11 protein-coding genes are annotated in these 14,752 nt (G+C 73.4%); 9 read left to right on the top strand and 2 right to left on the bottom strand.

Annotated features, from left to right (window positions below; genetic code table 11):
- Positions 1–10: 10 nt before the first annotated feature.
- Positions 11–604, bottom strand: coding sequence for a hypothetical protein (locus R9X44_RS28590; protein WP_319817411.1), 594 nt, complete (start codon positions 602–604; stop codon positions 11–13).
- A gap of 114 nt (positions 605–718) precedes the next feature.
- Entirely contained in the window at positions 719–2,797 is a 2,079-nt protein-coding gene (locus R9X44_RS28585; RefSeq protein WP_319817410.1) for a beta-glucosidase, read from the bottom strand.
- 217 nt (positions 2,798–3,014) lie between these two features.
- Here R9X44_RS28585 and R9X44_RS28580 point away from each other — a divergent pair, with 217 nt between their 5' ends.
- The 9 genes from R9X44_RS28580 to R9X44_RS28540 all read left to right on the top strand — a co-directional run bounded on the left by R9X44_RS28580 (position 3,015) and on the right by R9X44_RS28540 (position 14,738).
- Positions 3,015–3,668, top strand: a complete 654-nt coding sequence (locus tag R9X44_RS28580; protein WP_319817409.1) for a response regulator transcription factor — start codon at positions 3,015–3,017, stop codon at positions 3,666–3,668.
- Positions 3,669–3,751: 83 nt separating this feature from the next.
- Positions 3,752–5,737 carry a hypothetical protein gene (locus R9X44_RS28575; protein ID WP_319817408.1) on the top strand — a complete coding sequence of 662 codons (1,986 nt, stop codon included), beginning with the start codon at positions 3,752–3,754 and terminating at the stop codon, positions 5,735–5,737.
- Entirely contained in the window at positions 5,734–7,197 is a 1,464-nt protein-coding gene (gene pelF, locus R9X44_RS28570; RefSeq protein WP_319817407.1) for a GT4 family glycosyltransferase PelF, read from the top strand. The genes R9X44_RS28575 and pelF overlap by 4 nt, the downstream gene beginning before the upstream one ends.
- A complete protein-coding gene (locus R9X44_RS28565) occupies positions 7,194–8,573 on the top strand; it encodes a hypothetical protein (protein WP_319817406.1) in 1,380 nt (459 codons plus the stop codon). Before pelF ends, R9X44_RS28565 begins: the two co-directional genes overlap by 4 nt.
- Before the next feature lie 41 nt (positions 8,574–8,614).
- Positions 8,615–9,604: an SDR family NAD(P)-dependent oxidoreductase gene (locus R9X44_RS28560; RefSeq protein ID WP_319817405.1), complete on the top strand. Its 990-nt coding sequence runs from the start codon at positions 8,615–8,617 to the stop codon at positions 9,602–9,604.
- A gap of 32 nt (positions 9,605–9,636) precedes the next feature.
- Positions 9,637–10,350: a sugar phosphate nucleotidyltransferase gene (locus R9X44_RS28555; protein WP_319817404.1), complete on the top strand. Its 714-nt coding sequence runs from the start codon at positions 9,637–9,639 to the stop codon at positions 10,348–10,350.
- Positions 10,347–11,192, top strand: a complete 846-nt coding sequence (locus R9X44_RS28550) for an NAD(P)-dependent oxidoreductase (protein WP_319817403.1) — start codon at positions 10,347–10,349, stop codon at positions 11,190–11,192. Before R9X44_RS28555 ends, R9X44_RS28550 begins: the two co-directional genes overlap by 4 nt.
- Complete coding sequence (locus tag R9X44_RS28545; RefSeq protein ID WP_319817402.1) at positions 11,186–11,914, top strand: spherulation-specific family 4 protein; 729 nt, start codon at positions 11,186–11,188, stop codon at positions 11,912–11,914. The genes R9X44_RS28550 and R9X44_RS28545 overlap by 7 nt, the downstream gene beginning before the upstream one ends.
- A gap of 37 nt (positions 11,915–11,951) precedes the next feature.
- Positions 11,952–14,738, top strand: a complete 2,787-nt coding sequence (locus R9X44_RS28540) for a hypothetical protein (RefSeq protein ID WP_319817401.1) — start codon at positions 11,952–11,954, stop codon at positions 14,736–14,738.
- The last annotated feature ends 14 nt before the right edge of the window (positions 14,739–14,752 follow it).

Here is a 14,752-nt window from a genome sequence, read left to right as displayed (position 1 = left end):
TCCGGCCAGGCTAACGGGCGCGGGTGAAGACGCGCTTAACAGTCGTCTTCTCCGACCCGTACGTGATCGTCGAGTTCAGCGTCAGGGTCTTGCCCGCGCAGGTGAATGACGACTTCGCCGGGGCGACCGTCTCCGAGCCGCCGTCGCGGATGTTCTCGGCGAGCTTCCAGGTGATCGGGTCGTTCGCGGTCGGGCTCGTGATCTTCGACGTGCCCGTCGCGCCGCCCTTGACCGACTTGGGCTTGGCCGTCATGGTCCCGGCCTTCGCGCCCTTGACCGTCGCGGTGAACGTCAGCTTGCCCTTGTAGCGGGTCCAGCCCTTCCACTTCGCGCCGCTCGCGGTGATCGTCGCGTTCTCGCGGGTCGATCCCTTGAAGTCGTACGCGAGCTTCTTACGCGTGACGGTGAGCCTGACGCCCTTGGCCCCGCTCGTCGTCTGCCGGTAGTTCACCCCGGCCGTCGTTGTCTTGTAGCCGGTCTGCCGCCACTTGCCGAGCACGCACGCGGCCGCCGAGGCCGGCGCGGCGACGCCGGTCAGCGTTCCCGCGGTGAGGACGGCGACGAGCGCCGCGGCCCGCGCCCTCCGGTTTCCGATGACGAACAAGACGCCCTCCAACCCTCGAAGCTGCCCCAACCTACCGATCCCGGCCACCGCGCCGACACCCCGGTCACCGGAAACCGGCGTCCGCGCAGGTCACGGGGACGGGTCGGAAAGGGGTCAGCGGCAAAGGCGGGCCGACAGGGGCAGTGCCCGGCTCGACGCGCCCACCTCGACGGTGTAGCAGCCGCGCGGGCTCTTCCAGCCGCCCTTCCAGACGGAGAAAGCGCGCTTGTCGAGGGTGAAGGTGACGCGCCGGGTCTGTCCGGGCTTCAGCTTGATCTTCGCGAACCCCTTCAGCTGACGCGGCGGCTCGCCCGCGCCCTTGGGGAACGTGAGGTAGAGCTGGGGCACCGCGGTCCCCACGCGCGAGCCGGTGTTGGTGACGGTCACCTGGACCTTGTCGCCCTTCACCTTGATGCCGCCGTACTTGAACGTCGTGTACGTCAGGCCGTGCCCGAACGGGTACGCGACCGGGGCCTTGCGCGCGTTGTAGCGGCGGTAGCCGACCTGGATGCCTTCGGCGTACCGGACCGTCCCGCCCTTGGCGGCCTTGACGTCCTTCACGGGGAACGTCACAGGAAGCCGTCCGCCGGGCTCGGCGTCCCCGTACAGCACCCGCGCGACGGCCGTTCCGCCGCGCTCACCCGGGTACCAAGCCTCGACGACGGCGGCGGCCTGCGACCGCCACGGGGTGAGCACCGGCCCGCCCGTCTGGAGCAGTACGACGGTGTTGGGGTTGGCCGCGGTGACGGCGCGCACGAGCGCGTCCTGGTCGCCCCGGTCGGGCGCGCCGCAGGTCAGCTTGAGGCACTTGAGGTCGGCGGCCTCCTCGCGCTGGTCGGCCACCACGACGACGGCGACCTGCGCGCCGCGCGCGGCGGCGGCCGCCTGGCCGAGGTCGGACCCGTCCGCGTAGGTGACGGCCCCGCCCGCGCGCGCACGCAGCCCGGCGAGGACGGTGATCGGGTTGCGCGGCGTCACCTGCGACGACCCGATCCCGCTGACGTACTCGTTCGCCGCCGACCCGATGACGGCGAGGCTCGTGTTCCCGCGCAGCGGCAGGACGCCGTTGTTCTTCAACAGCGTGATCCCGTTCTCGGCGAGGGACCGCGCGGTGTTGTTGTTGGCGGCGACGTTGATCGTCTGCGGCTGGTCGGCGTAGCGCCTGCGGTCGAAGACCCCGTGCGCGAACAGCGTCCGCAGGTAGTTGCGGACCCGGGCGTCGATCTGCTTGACGGTGATGCGCTTGTCGCGCAGCGCGTCGTTCAGCCTGTCCCTGCTGTAGACGAGGCCGACGGGCATCTCCACGTCCATGCCGCCGCGCACCGAGGCGACTGTGTTCTTCGCGCCGACCAGCCAGTCTGAGGCGACGAAGCCGTCAAAGCCCCAGGAACCGCGCAGGACCTTGCCGAGGAACGTGTGGTTCGCGCAGGACGGGGTGCCGTTGACCTTGTTGTAGCCGCACATGACGGCGGCCGCGTCGCCCTGCCGGATCGCCTTCTCGAACGGCGGGAGGTAGATCTCGCGCATCGCGCGCGTGCCGACGACCGCGTTCATCAGGTAACGGTCGGTCTCCTGGTTGTTGGCCGGGTAGTGCTTCACCATCGCCATGACGCCGCGCTTCTGCGCGGCCTTGATCCAGGGGACGCCGAGTTCGCCCGTCAGGTAGGGGTCCTCGCCGTATGCCTCGTAGGCGCGGCCCGCGTTGGGGAGCCGCATGATGTCAAGGGCCGGGCCGAGGATGACGTCGTTGCCCCTGCGCCTTCCCTCGTCGCCGACGAGCCGGCCCCAGCGGGCGGCGTCCGTGCGGGAGAAGGTCGCGCCGAGGGAGATCGGCGCGGGGAGCGCGGTGCCCTCGCCCTGCCGGATGCCCGCCGGGCCGCCGCCGGCCATGAGGACGGTCGGGACGCCGAGCCGCGCGATCCCCTGGACGGTCCCCTCGTGCGCGTCGGGGTTGGTCTGGGTCTGCAGCGGGCCGAGGGCGTCGTCCCCGGCCATCATGCCGATCTTCTCGTCGAGCGTCATCGCCTTGAGCAGCAGCCGCGCGCGCTTGTCCGGGGACAGGTCACGGTCGCACCACGGCCGCGCCGAGACGCTGCCACAGGGTCCGGGCGCTGCCGCCGACGAGCCCGCGACGGCCACGAGGGGCACCGCGAGAAGGGTGACGAACGCGGCGACGACGCTTCGGGAAATCACAAGCGGTCATTATGGCCAGCTCATTCGGGGCGGCGGAACCGCCATTCCATAACAAGTCGGGCATTTTCCCGGGTGACCGGTACTGACTTGGATTGTTACCGGGGGGATCGCAGGCACTTGGGGGACCATGGGTGCCGGACCTGTGACTTTCGGTGAACGAGGGGGACCGGGTCGGACTCGGGTGGACTCAGGTGGACAAGGACGTTCGGTGGGACACATGGCATCTGTCGCGGTCACCGTCCGGGTGGTCGAGCGCAATCCCGTGCTTGAACTCGGGGTCCGCGCGCTGCTCGGCGCGGCGGAGGGGATCGAGGTCGTTGACGGCGACGGTGCCGCTGCCGCCGACAGTGCCGGTGCCGCCGACAGTGCCGCTGATGTGGTCGTCATCGGGCTCGCCGGGCCGCGCGGGCTCGCCGAGGTGGAACGCCTCGCCGAGGCGCACAAGATCGTCGTGCTCGCCGCGGAGGACAGCACGGCGTTGCTGGTCAGAGCGCTGCGCGCGGGGGCGCACGCGGTGCTCGCCGACGGCTGCTTCGGCGCGGACGAACTCGCCGAGGCGGTGACGGCCGCCGCGCAGGCACGCGGCTACCTGTCGCCGCCGGTGGCCACCGCGCTGGTCGACTGGCTGCACGGCGGCTCGCCCGAGGGCCCCGGACGCACCCGCGCCTTCGGCCACAGCCTCACCCCGCGCGAGGCGGAGGTCATGGAATTGATGGCGCGCGGCTGGTCGAATCGGAAAATCGCCAGAGAACTTTACATCTCCGAGAAAACGGTAAAGAACCACGTTCACCAGATCTATCGCCGCCTGAAAGCCGACGACCGCGAGCACGCGGTCGCGCGCTGGCGGGTCCTAGGACCGGCCCGTTCCTGAAAGCGGGACCCCGTTTCGCCGCGCGTCACCTGCCGGATGAAAGACGCTACACACGGCAACAAGCTGATTACGGAGGAGACTCTATGAAAGGTCCCGGCATACGGGCCCTGTCGGTGTTCGCGCTGACGGCGGGCCTCGTGGCGCTCCCGGCGACCGCCCACGCGGCAGGGCCGAGGATCGACCTGAAGGTCCTCGTGGTGACCGACGGGGCGAGCCCGTCCGTCGCGGCGATGGCCGCGCAGCTCGACGGCGAGGGCGTGCCCTACGACCTCGTCGACCTGAGCGCCCCCGGCCGTCCCGCCCTGACCCGCGCCTTCCTCCAGGACACCGTCGGCGGCGCGCCCCGCGCCAAGTACCAGGGCGTCGTCCTGCCGAACGCCGCGCCGTTCGCCGACGCCGCCGAGGCGGGCGCGCTCGCCGACTTCCAGAAGCAGTTCGGCGTCCGGCAGATCAGCTCCTACGTCTACCCGACCCCCGACGTGGGCCTCGACTACCCCAGCAGCGCCGGAGCCCTCGACGGCCTCACCGCCGAACTCACGCCCGCCGCCAAGGCCGGGGCCTTCCGCTACCTCAAGGGCCCCGTCCCTTTTGAGGACCTCGTGGACACCATCCCCGAGACCTACGGCTACCCCGCTACGCCGCTTCCCCCTACGGCCGGTACTCGCTTCGAGCCTTACCTGACCTCGGGCGGCAAGACCCTCGCCGGGGTGTACACCGCCGACGGCAGGTCCCAGATGGTGCTGACGTTCAGCGCCAACCAGTACCAGACCCAGTTCCGCGCGCTCGGCCACGGCCTGGTCACCTGGCTCACCAAGGGCGTCCACCTGGGCCTCAACCGGCAGTACTTCAGCGTCCACGTGGACGACGTGTTCGCCCGCGACGCCCGCTGGAGCACCGAGCAGGACTGCACGCCGGGCGAGAACTGCGCGGACCCGTCGGTCACCACGCCCGACATCCGGATGACGCCCGCCGACGTGGACCGTGCGGTCGCCTGGCAGTCCCAGCGGTCCTTCCCGCTCGACATGTACTACAACGGCGGCGGCAGCGACGACGTCGTCGCCTCCGACGGCGCCGACCCGCTGCTGGCGGCGTTCCGGCAGCAGCGCGCGAAGTTCCGCTGGGCCAACCACACGCTCGACCACACCTACCTGGGCTGCGAGCAGGACTTCACCGTCAGCCCGTGGGTGTGCAAGAAGGACGCCCAGGGCAAGACCGTGTGGCAGTCGCGCGCCTACCTGCGCTCACAGATCGCCGACAACCGCACCTGGGCCTACCTCAAGGGCTTCTCCCTCCAGGCCGACGAGCTCGTCACCGGGGAGCACTCCGGCCTCAAGATCACCCCGCAGCAGCCCGAGGACAACCCGAACCTCGCGCTCGCGGCGGGCGACACCGGGATCAAGTGGCTCGGCGCGGACGCCTCACGCGACTTCGACCAGCGCGCGGTCGGCGGGGCGCTGACCGTCCCGCGCTACCCGATGGCCAACTACTTCAACGTCGGCACCGCCGCCGAGATGGCCGACGAGTACAACTGGATCTACACCTCGCGCGCCGCCGGCGGCAGCGGCCTGTGCGAGGACAACCCGCAGATCATGACCTGCATCGAGCCGCTCGACCTCGCGACCGGCTACCTCGAGCACATCGTCCCGCTCGACGCGCGCATCACGCTCGCGCACATCATGCGCAACGACCCGCGCCCGCACTACGTGCACCAGTCGAACCTCGCCGAGGACCGCATCCTCTACCCGCTGCTCGACCGCGTGCTGGCCGACTACGGGTCGCTGTTCGCCGCCAACAGCCCGCTGGTCAACCAGCGGATGCGCGACAACGGCGCGGAGCTGAAGCGGCAGGCCGCGTGGAAGGCCGCGAGCCGTAAGGTGACGGCCTACCTCCAGGACGGCAAGGTCGTGGTGTCCGGCGTGCCCTCTGGCACCGCCGTACCGATCACCGTTCCCGAGGGCACTAGGACGGGCCTGCTCAACCTCGTCGTCTTCGGCGACAAGTACGCGGGCGAGCGCTCGGCGTACCAGACGGGCAACGTGACGCTCACCGTGGGCGCGACGTCGGTATGAACGTCACACTCGTCACCGAGGGCACCTACCCGCACGCGTTCGGCGGGGTGAGCGTCTGGTGCGACCAGCTCGTGCGCGGCATGCCCGAGCACGCCTTCCGGGTCGTCGCGCTCACCGGCACCGGGCTTGAGCGGCGGGTGTGGGACCCGCCGGAGAACGTCGCGGTCGAGGCGTTCGGGCTGTGGGGCCCCGCCCCGCGCGGCCGCAAACCGCGCGGAGTGGCCGCGCGCTCCTTCGCGGACGCCTTCCGCACCCTCCTCACGCTGACCGCCACGGGCGCGGAGGCCCCGGGCGGCGGCGGTCCCGACGCCGCCGCGTCGGCCGCGTTCGCCGGGGTCCTGCGCGCGATGTACGACCTCGGTCCTGGACTCGTCGCGGCGTTGCACGACGAGCGGCCCGTCGGCTGGCTGATGCGGGAGTGGACGACCAGGGTGCTGCCCGAAGGGGTGCGCCCCAGCATGCACGACGCGCTCATGGCCGTCTCGCTGCTGGAACACGCGCTGCGCCCGCTCGTCCTGCCCCCGGCCGAGGCCGACCTGACGCACGCGGTGTCGAACGGCGTCGCGGTGCTGCCCGCGCTCGCCGCCAAGTGGGCGCACGGCACCCCGCTGTGCCTCACCGAACACGGCATCTACCTGCGCGAACGTTACCTCGGGTACGCGCGCGGACACACGTGGCCGGTGAAGGCGCTGATGCTGCGGTTCCTGCGGCTGCTGTGCGCCGAGGGCTACCGCTCGGCCGACCTCATCACCCCCGGCAACCGCTACAACCAGCGCTGGGAGGTCCGCTGCGGGGCGCGTCCGGAGCTGCTGCGGACCGTCTACAACGGGGTCGACCCGGCCGCGTTCCCGCCGTCCGGGCCGGAGCCCGTCGTGCCCACGCTCAGCTGGGCAGGGCGGATCGATCCGATCAAGGACCTCGAGACGCTGATCCGCGCGTTCGCGCTGGTCCGCGCCGAGATCCCCGCAGCGGTCCTGCGGCTGTTCGGCGGCGGCGACGCCGGATACCGCAGGAAGTGCGAGGCGCTCGCCGAGCGGCTCGGCGTCGCCGACGCCGTCGCGTTCGAGGGCCGCGTGGACGACATCCGCGACGCCTACACCGCCGGGACCGTGGTGATGCTCTCCAGCATCTCCGAGGGCTTCCCCTACACGCTCATCGAGGCGATGACGTGCGGCAGGCCCACGGTCTCCACCGACGTGGGCGGCGTGGCCGAGGCCGTCGGGCCGGACTCCCGGGGGCGGGAGTGCGGCCTCGTGGTCCCGCCGCGCGACCCTGAGGCGATGGCCGAGGCGGCCGTCGGGCTCCTGCGCGACCGGGCCGCGCGCAGGGCCATGGGCGCGGCGGCGCGGCGGCGTGCCCTCGAGGACTTCACCGTCGACCAGGCCGTCGCGTCCTTCCGCGGGGTGTACCGGGAACTCGTCGCGCGCGGGCCCGTCGCACGTGAGCCGGTGGTCGCATGACCGAGGTGCTCACGCTCCACGACGAGCTCGGCGACGACCTGCCCGACGGGCTCGTCCCCGACGAGACCGAACTCCCCGACGGCCTCACCGGCCTGCTCGCCTCGGCCGTCGACCCGCTCGAGGTGACGGCGGCGCTGGAGGCCGAGGGCTTCGGCGACAGGGCCGCCCACCGATACGGATTCGACGACGTGTTCACCCTCGCCCAGCGGCTCTACGACACCTCCGTGCGCAGGCCCCCTCGGCCGATCGCCTTCGACAACCCGTGGGCGCGGCAAGGACCCCTGTGGAAGACGGGCCTGCGCTACCTGCTGCGGGGCGTCCTGTTCGGGCTGCCCGGTCTCGGCTACGTCGCGGCGGGTCCGCTGCTCGCGCACCGCTCGGGCGGTCTCGTGCTCACCCTGTCGCTCGTGCTGTGCTGGCCGGTCTCGCAGGGCGTGGCGGCCGTCGCCTACTCCCGCGAGGGCGGCGCGCGCAAGCGGGTCCTGGCCCTGGGCATCGTGCTGGGCACGCCGCTGCTCGCGCTCGTCGCGACGGCGCTCGGCCTGGCCGTCGGGTCGGGTCCGGCGATCATCGCGGTCGCCTGCGCGCAGAGCTTCTACCTGCTCGCCGCGACCGCCGCGCTGGTCATGGGCGCGGAACTGCGGCTGCTGGCGTGCCTGCTGCCCGGCACCGCGGTCACCCTCGCCGGGCTCGCCTGGCAGTTCCAGGTGTTCGGCTGGGCGCTGACCGGCCTGTGCGTCGCCGCGCTCGCGCACGAGCGGACCAGGGGCGGCAGCGACCCCGGCGTCAGCTGGATCATGCTCGGCAGGGCCGCGCCCTACGCGGCGTTCGGGCTGCTCGCGGGCGGGCTGCTCACCTTCACGATCGTCGCGGCCTACGGCGGCTACGGCGCGCCCGCCCCGGCCACCAGCGCCGCGATGGTCGCGCTGTCGATCGCGATGGGCCCCGCCGAATGGCTGCTGACCGCGTTCCGCGCGCGCGGCCACGGTTTGCTGCACACCTCGCGCACCCCGCGCTCGTTCGCGTCGGGCGCGCGGACCGCCTTCGGCGACCTGCTCGCCAGGTTCCTGCTCGTCCTGGCGCTGCTGCTCGGCACCGCGATCGGGGTCGCCGGGCCGACCTCGGGCGAGGGCCGTGTCTTCGTGTGCTTCCTGCTGCTCGGCGGCGCGCTCGTCGTCGCGCTGATGCTCCAGTCGTTCGGCCGCACCGCGGCCCCGGTCGGGCTGTGCGCGGGCGCGCTGCTCGCCGAGACCGCGGTGCTGATGACCGCCGCGCCCGACCCGGGCGCGGTCCAGCTGCACGGCGCGGTGCTGCTGTTCGCGGCGCTGCTCGCCTACGCGGTCGTGGTGCTCGGGCGCGCCACGACCCACCGCTGATCACCCCCTCGTACTCCTGAAGTACTCCTGAAGAAGGACGGATGATGCAGAACCTCGTCGCGGTGACCGGAGCCGACGGCTTCATCGGCTCCCACCTCGTGGAAGTCCTCGTGGCGCGCGGCCACCGGGTCAGGGCGATGGCCCAGTACAACTCGCAGGGCTCCTGGGGCTGGCTCGACACGCTGCCCGCCGACGTCCTGGCCGACGTCGAGGTGCAGCTCGGCGACGTGCGCGACCCCGGCTCGGTCGGCGCGCTCGTGGACGGCGCGGACGCCGTCTGCCACCTCGCGGCGCTCATCGCGATCCCGTACTCCTACCAGGCCCCGCGCAGCTACGTGGACACCAACATCACCGGCACGCTCAACGTGCTCGAGGCCGTCAAGGAGCACAGGACGCCGCGCCTGGTCCACACCTCCACCAGCGAGACGTACGGGACCGCCAGGACCGTCCCGATCGCCGAGACCCACCCGATCCAGACGCAGTCGCCGTACGCCGCGTCCAAGGCCGCCGCCGACAAGCTCGTCGAGAGCTACCACGCCAGCTACGGCCTGCCCGTGGTCACCCTGCGGCCGTTCAACACCTACGGCCCCCGGCAGTCGGCCCGCGCGTTCATCCCGACGGTCATCTCCCAGATCGCCGCGGGCATGGACGAGATCAGGGTCGGTTCGCTGACCCCGACCCGCGACTTCACCTACGTGCGCGACACCGCCGCCGCCTTCCACGCCGCCGTCAGCACCCCCGGCATCGAGGGCGGGGTGTTCAACGCGGGGGTCGGCGGCGAGATCTCCATGGGCGACCTCGCGCGGACCATCGCCGAGGCCATGGGCCGCCCCGAGGTCACGTTCGTCAGCGAGGACGCGCGGATGCGGCCCGACGCGTCGGAGGTGATGCGGCTGGTGTGCGACTCGACGCGGCTGCGTCAGGCCACCGGGTGGCAGCCCGAGCACACCCTCCGCGACGGGCTCGCCGAGACCGCCGCCTGGCTCACCGGCAACCTCGACCGCTACCGCCCCGGCGTCTACGCGCTCTGACCCGCTTCCGCGACTCACCCGAAAGGCACCTCATGCACGCAGTCATCCTCGCCGGGGGCAAGGGCGTCCGCCTGCGGCCGTACACGACGACGCTGCCCAAGCCGCTCGTCCCCATCGGCGACCGGTACTCGATCCTGGAGATCGTCCTGCACCAGCTCGCCGCGCAGGGCTTCACCTCGGTCACCCTCGCGATCGGCCACCTTGGCCACCTGATCCGCTCCTACGTCGGCGACGGGGCCCGCTGGGGCCTGTCGATCGACTACGCGCCCGAGGACTCGCCGCTCGGCACGATCGGCCCGCTGCTGGCGATGCCCGACCTGCCGGAGAACTTCCTGGTGATGAACGGCGACATCCTCACCGACCTCTGCTACGCGGAGCTGCTCGCCGCCCACCGCGCGGCCGGGGCGCACCTTTCGGTCGCCACCTACCGCCGCGAGGTCAAGATCGACTTCGGCGTGCTCACCACGTTCGGCGGCAGGATCACCGAGTTCGCCGAGAAGCCCTGCTACGACTACCGCGTCAGCATGGGCGTCTACGCGCTGAACCGCCGCGTACTCGACGCCTACACCCCGGGCCTGCCGCTCGGCTTCGACGAACTCGTCCTCGACCAGCTCGCCGCCGGACGCAACCCCCTCGACTACGCCTTCGACGGCTACTGGCTCGACATCGGCAGGCCCGACGACTACGACCGCGCCAACGCCGAGTTCGACGCGCTGCGCCCCGCCCTGCTCGGGAGCGCCGGATGAGGCGGATGCTCCTGCTCGGCGCGACGGGGTTCCTCGGCAGGCACGTCGCGGAACGCGCCTCCGGCTGGGAGGTCGTCACCGCGTCCCGCACCGAGGACGCCGCCGACGTCAGGCTCGACCCGACCCACGACGGGGTGCGGGAACTCGTCCGCAAGGTGCGGCCCAGCGCGGTGGTGAACTGCGCGGGCGCGGTGTCCGGGACGCCCGCCGAACTCGTCGCGGGGAACGTGACGCTGGTGTCGGCGGTCGCCGAGGCGGTCCGTGAGGAGGGCGGCAGGCTCGTCCACGTGGGGTCGGCCGCCGAGTACGGACGGGTCCCTGAGGGCGTTCCCGTCGCCGAGACGACCGCGCCCAGGCCCGTCGGGGCCTACGGGATGACCAAGCTCGCCGGGACCGAACTCGCGTTGAGCGTCCCGGGATCGGTGGTGCTGCGGGTGTTCAACCCGGTCGGGCCCGGCGCGCCGCGCGCGTCGCTGCTCGGCGGGGTCGCCGCCCAGCTCGCCGAGGGGGCCTCGGAGGTCCGCACCGGGCCGCTCGGCGCGGTCCGCGACTACGTGGACGTCCGCGACGTCGCCGACGCGGTGCTCGCCGCGGCCGCGCGCACCGCCACCGGCATCCTCAACGTCGGCAGCGGCGCGGCGACCGTCTCGCGCGACCTCGTGCGCGCGCTACTGGCCCTCGTACCGGGCCGCACCCTTGCCGAGGACGGCGACGCCTCGGCGCGGTCGGCGTCGGTGCCCTGGCAGCGCGCCGACGTCGGCACGACCACCGCCGCGCTCGGCTGGACCCCCGCCACCCCCCTGGCCACCGCGGTCAGGGACCTCTGGGAGATCACGTGCTGAGCAGGCGCAACATCCTGTGCGCGATGTCGGCGGCGGCCGTGCCGCCGCCGGCCCGCGCCGTCCCGACCCGGGTGATCGTCCCCGCCTACTTCGCGCCGCACGTGCGGCCGGGACTGTGGGAGCGGATCGCCGACGCGCGGCTGCGCTGCGTCGTCCTCAACGTCGCCAGCGGGCCGGGCACCGCGCCCGACCCGGTCTTCGCCCGCGCCTCGGACCGGATCGCGGCACGGCGCGGGACCGTCGCGGCGTACGTCGACGTGTCCTACGGCAGGAGGGAGACCGCGCTCGTCCTCGCCGACCTCAAGCGTTACCGGCGCTGGTACGGCGTCGCCGACGTGTTCTTCGACCAGGTGCCCTCCGGCCCCGACGGCGTCGCCTACATGAAGAACGTCACCGACCGGGCGCGGGACGCCGGGGCCGGGCTCGTCGTGTTCAACCACGGCACCCACCCCGACCCGACCTACCTGACCCTCGCCGACGTCCTCGTCACCTTCGAGGGCCCGGTCACCGCCTACGCCGCGGCCGAACCCCCCGCCTGGACCCTCGCGGGCGATCCAGCGCGCTTCTGCCATCTCGTCTACGGCTGCCGCCCCGAGGACCTGGAGGTCGTCACCGCACTCGCCCGCCGCCGGAACACCGGAGTCCTGTACGTCACCGACCGCGCCGGCGCCAACCCCTACGACGGCCTGCCGTCCTACTTCGAGCGGCTCGTCGGCGGCTGACCGCCGACGGACGCCACGCACCCTAACGGAGCCGGGAATGCTCGACCTGAGACTGCGCGACACCCTCGACACCACCCAGTTGCTCGCCGCACGCCGCGGACTCGTCGGCCGTGACGCCGAACTGCGGGAGCTCGCAGGGCTGCTGCCCGCCTACGGCGCGCTGACGCTCGCCGGACCCGCGGGCATGGGCAAGTCGGCACTCGCCCGCGGCCTCGCCGCCCTTCTCGGGCCGCGCTACCCCGACGGCTGCGCGTTCGCCGACTGCGCCGCGCTGCCCGCCGACGCCACCTCCGCCGCGGCGGCCGACCTGCTGCTCGGCGCGCTGCGCCTGGAGCGCGGGCCGTCCGGGCCGCTCGCCGCCCTGCTCGGCGCGGTCCGTGAGCGGCGGGCCCTGCTCGTCCTCGACCACGTGGGCCAGCTGACGGCCGGGGCACGCCATGTCATCGAGGACGTCATGCGCACGATCGCCGAAGCCGGCGGCGAGGCCGCCCACGCCGTCGTGGTCACCCGCGACCCGCTCGGCACCCCGGCCGAACGCGTCTGGCAGGTCCCCCCCTTGACCACCGAAGCCGCCCTACGCCTCCTCCACCCCCGCCACACCCCCACCCTCCTCCCCCCACCCACCCCCAAACACGCCAAACCCCCCAACAACCCAACCAACCCCAACACCCACACCGACCTCCCCCACACCAGGGGCGACAAGCGAACGGGCGTCCGCGCCGACCTCGCCCGCGCGCGGGGCGACAAGGACGCGGGCGACCCCGGCGTGCGTGCGGAGCTCGCCCGCGCGTGGCGTGGCGAGGGCGCGGGTGACCCCGGCGTCCGCGCCGACCTCGCCCGCGCGCGCGGCGGCGAGGGTGCGGGTGAGCTGGACGTGCATGCGGAGCTCGCCCGCACGCGGGGCGACAAGGGCGCGGGTGAGCCCGGCGTGCGTGCGGAGCTCGCTCGCGCGTGGGGTGGCGAAGGCGCGGGTGAGCTGGATGTGCGGGCGGAGCTCGCTCGCGCGCGGGACGGCGAGGGCGCGGGTGAGCCCGGCGTGCGGGCCGACCTCGCTCGCGCGCGGGGTGGCGAGGGCGCGGGTGAGGTGGACGTGCGGGCGGAGGTCGCCCACGCGTGGGGAGGCGTGGGCGCGGGTGAGTCCGGCGTGCGGGCGGAGCTTGTTCGCGCGCGGGGTGGTGAGGGTGCGGGTGAGTCCGGCGGGCGGGCGGAGCTTGTGCGTGGGCGGGGTGGGGTGGGGGAGGTGGATGTGCGGGCGGAGGTCGCTGAGCTGCTTGGAGGGGTGCCGTTGGCGCTTGAGCTCGGCGGGGTGATGCTGGGGCGCGTCCCTGCGCTGCGGTTGCGTGATCATTTGCGGCGACGGCGTGATCTGCATGCGGCGTTCGGGTTGCCGTGGGCGTCGGGGGAGAGGGTCGCGGACTGGGTGGCCGATCTGCTGCCCGCGCGTGAGGCTGTTCTGCTGGGCAGGATGGCTGTCTTTCCCGGGCCTGCCGGGACCGACGCCGTCGCGGCGGTCTGCGGGCATGCGCCGCTCAGTGCGGGGGAGGTGCCCGAGCTGCTTGAGTCGCTGACGGCGGCGGGGCTGGTGACCGAGGCGGGGACGTTGCGTCCGGGGCTCGCGGAGTCCTGCGCGGCGCGCTGTGAGGACCCCGCGCTGCTGCGGGACAGGCTGCTGGCCTACTGCCTGCTCACCGCGCTGGAGGGCCGCCGTGCCGTGCCGTCCGACACGCTCGCCGCGCTGCGCTGGGCGCTGCGTCCCGACGCCGGGCCCGCGTCGGTGCGCGCGGCCGCCGAGCTGCTCGACGCGGCGGGGGAGGACCTGACCGACGACACCGGCCCGGCCGAGGCGCTGGCCTGGACGCTGCGGGCGCTGCACCACACGTCGGGGCTGCCCAGGCACGAGGCGGGCCTCCTGCACGCCCGTGCGGGCGCGCTGAAGGCGCGGATGGGCGACGACGTCGAAGCCAGAGCGCACTACGAGACCGCGCTCGGCCTGTTCGGCGTCGAGCCGCGCGGGCTGCGCCGCCGCGCCGAGGTGCTGGGCAGGCTCGTCGGACTCGACCTGCTGTCGGCGCACCCGAGCACCGCGGCGCTGATCGCGGGGGCGGCGGCCGAGGCGAGGGCGTCGGGCGATCCGCGCGCGGTAACCGCGGTGCTGCCGTCGCTGGCGCTCGCGCTGAGCTGCCTCGGGCGCGGCGACGACGCGCTCGCCCTGCTCGCCGAGGCCGAGGCGGCCGGGCCGCTGCCCTGCCCGGACGAGGCCGCGTTCGTGCACCTGCGCGCGGGCGACCCCGTCGAGTGCCTGGCGAGGACCGCGCCGCTGACCGCGCGCGGCGGCCTCGTCGGGGCGCGGGCGCTGCTGGCCAGGGGCTGGGCGCGGATGGTCGGCGGGGACCTCGCGGAGGCCGCGGAGACGCTGGCGCGCGGGGAGGAACTCGCCGCCGGATCGGGCGCGCCGGGCGTGCTCGCGACGTTCGACGAGGCTTTCGCGCACGCCGCGCGGCTGTCCGGCGACGCCCCCTCGGCGGCGCGCCGCACCGCGCGGATGCTGCGCAGGGCCGTCGACCGCCGCGACGCCCTCACCGGCGTGCGCGCCGGATGCCTCGCGCTCGTCCTGCACGGCGACACCCACCCCGAGGCCGAGCGAATCGCCGAGATCGTCAGGGAATGCCGGTTGCGCACGGGTCTGCCCGCCTGGCCGTTCCCCGACGCGGAGATCGCCGAACTCGAGGAGTCCCTGGGCGCGACCGCGACACCGCCTTCCGGCTGGTACCCCGACACCGTCCCCGCCCTGCTCGCCGAACTCCTCACCCTCCTGGAGACCTGACCTGCCCGTCGAGG

The sequence above is a fragment of the Actinocorallia sp. A-T 12471 genome (assembly GCF_033875155.1).
In the GTDB taxonomy this organism is placed as follows: Bacteria; Actinomycetota; Actinomycetes; order Streptosporangiales; family Streptosporangiaceae; genus Actinocorallia.
The sequence above is the reverse complement of the archived record's forward strand: the minus strand, read 5'-3'. Positions and strand labels throughout refer to the sequence as shown.

What these genes read in the sequence shown, in the direction of transcription:
- R9X44_RS28580 (WP_319817409.1), top strand. Translation starts at nt 3,015, where the DNA reads ATGGCATCTGTCGCGGTCACCGTCCGGGTGGTCGAGCGCAATCCCGTG.
- R9X44_RS28575 (WP_319817408.1), top strand. Translation starts at nt 3,752, where the DNA reads ATGAAAGGTCCCGGCATACGGGCCCTGTCGGTGTTCGCGCTGACGGCG.
- pelF (WP_319817407.1), top strand. Translation starts at nt 5,734, where the DNA reads ATGAACGTCACACTCGTCACCGAGGGCACCTACCCGCACGCGTTCGGC.
- R9X44_RS28565 (WP_319817406.1), top strand. Translation starts at nt 7,194, where the DNA reads ATGACCGAGGTGCTCACGCTCCACGACGAGCTCGGCGACGACCTGCCC.
- R9X44_RS28560 (WP_319817405.1), top strand. Translation starts at nt 8,615, where the DNA reads ATGATGCAGAACCTCGTCGCGGTGACCGGAGCCGACGGCTTCATCGGC.
- R9X44_RS28555 (WP_319817404.1), top strand. Translation starts at nt 9,637, where the DNA reads ATGCACGCAGTCATCCTCGCCGGGGGCAAGGGCGTCCGCCTGCGGCCG.
- R9X44_RS28550 (WP_319817403.1), top strand. Translation starts at nt 10,347, where the DNA reads ATGAGGCGGATGCTCCTGCTCGGCGCGACGGGGTTCCTCGGCAGGCAC.
- R9X44_RS28540 (WP_319817401.1), top strand. Translation starts at nt 11,952, where the DNA reads ATGCTCGACCTGAGACTGCGCGACACCCTCGACACCACCCAGTTGCTC.